The following is a 1,080-nucleotide window of genomic DNA, read 5'->3' on the forward strand; positions in this document are numbered from 1 at the left end:
TGCGTCACCTCTTCGACGTAGGCCGTTCTGTTCTTGGCGCCTGAACTCATTGGGTGCTTCTCCTATCGATAGGCGTAAAAAAACCGCCCAATGGCGGCCTGCTTTCAAACTGGGGTTTAGGTTAATAACCGTTGAGCGCTCGGGCTTTGAGCGTATAGATCACGGGGAGGCTTCCCTCTATCGAAGCCTCCTTGATACAAGCACCGTTGATGTACATGACACCATCGATAATGATGAACGGAGCAGGCTTCTCATCCCTTTGCACGCCGTCAATCTGAGTGCGCAGAACTCCATCGTGCGAGATGCTCAGAACACCGCCTACCAGGCTGATGCGCGTGCCAGCCGCCTTAGTCTTCTCATGACGAGCCTTGGCCTCATCCTGAGTTTCTTGGCGAGCATAGGTCAGCGTGGTGCGGTAGTCGGAGCCATCACGATCAAACGAGAAGTCCTCTGTCGTGAACTCTGCACTTTCGCGGAAATCTGCCGGGATCTTCTCCAGCTCGGCACCAATGAAGGCATAGCGCTCGATTGCATTGGAGGGCAGTTCGTTGTCGGGCCACTCGCCGGCTGTGATGGTGATCTGCTGCGGATCGCTTGGAAGCATCCCCACCTGTAGTTTGGAGCTGTTCAGTTCGAACTCGCCCGTCTTCAGGTTGACCATTAGGCCGGCCATACCAGGTACGTAGTCATTGCTTTGCATTGATGCTCTCCAGAGACCTCAGTAGGCCCGGTAAGGAATTTGGATGTTGACCTGATACCAGCCGTTGCCGTCATCGCCGACAGTCGTAGCCGATGCCGCGTAGCAGTCAAAGCCAGCTTCACTGAAAAACTCGAAGTGCTGGACGAGCGCGTCTGCGGCCCGCGTAATGGTCAGCGTGCCCTTATAACTCGGGACAAACAGTTGAACGACGATCAACCCTGTACGGCGCACCTTCGGGCTTAAGCCAATTTCAGGGGTTGAGGACAGCGCAGGAATATCCGCCAATCGCGCCCATATCGCCCGCCCAGCAGGATTGAAGGGCTGCGGCGAGTTGGGGTAATCAACATCACTTGCAGGGATTCCAGTCCATTGAGTCATTC

General features: G+C 55.4%; 2 protein-coding genes. Both read right to left on the reverse strand.

Annotated elements, in window-relative coordinates:
• Positions 1-121 precede the first annotated feature (121 nt).
• A complete protein-coding gene (locus tag BKD70_RS21945; RefSeq protein ID WP_047279248.1) occupies positions 122-700 on the reverse strand; it encodes a hypothetical protein in 579 nt (192 codons plus the stop codon).
• A gap of 18 nt (positions 701-718) precedes the next feature.
• Complete coding sequence (locus tag BKD70_RS21950) at positions 719-1,078, reverse strand: phage tail terminator-like protein (protein ID WP_047300157.1); 360 nt, start codon at positions 1,076-1,078, stop codon at positions 719-721.
• Positions 1,079-1,080: the final 2 nt, after the last annotated feature.

The sequence above is a fragment of the Pseudomonas sp. BS-2016 genome, assembly GCF_001806145.1.
Lineage (GTDB): Bacteria > Pseudomonadota > Gammaproteobacteria > Pseudomonadales > Pseudomonadaceae > Aquipseudomonas > Aquipseudomonas lundensis.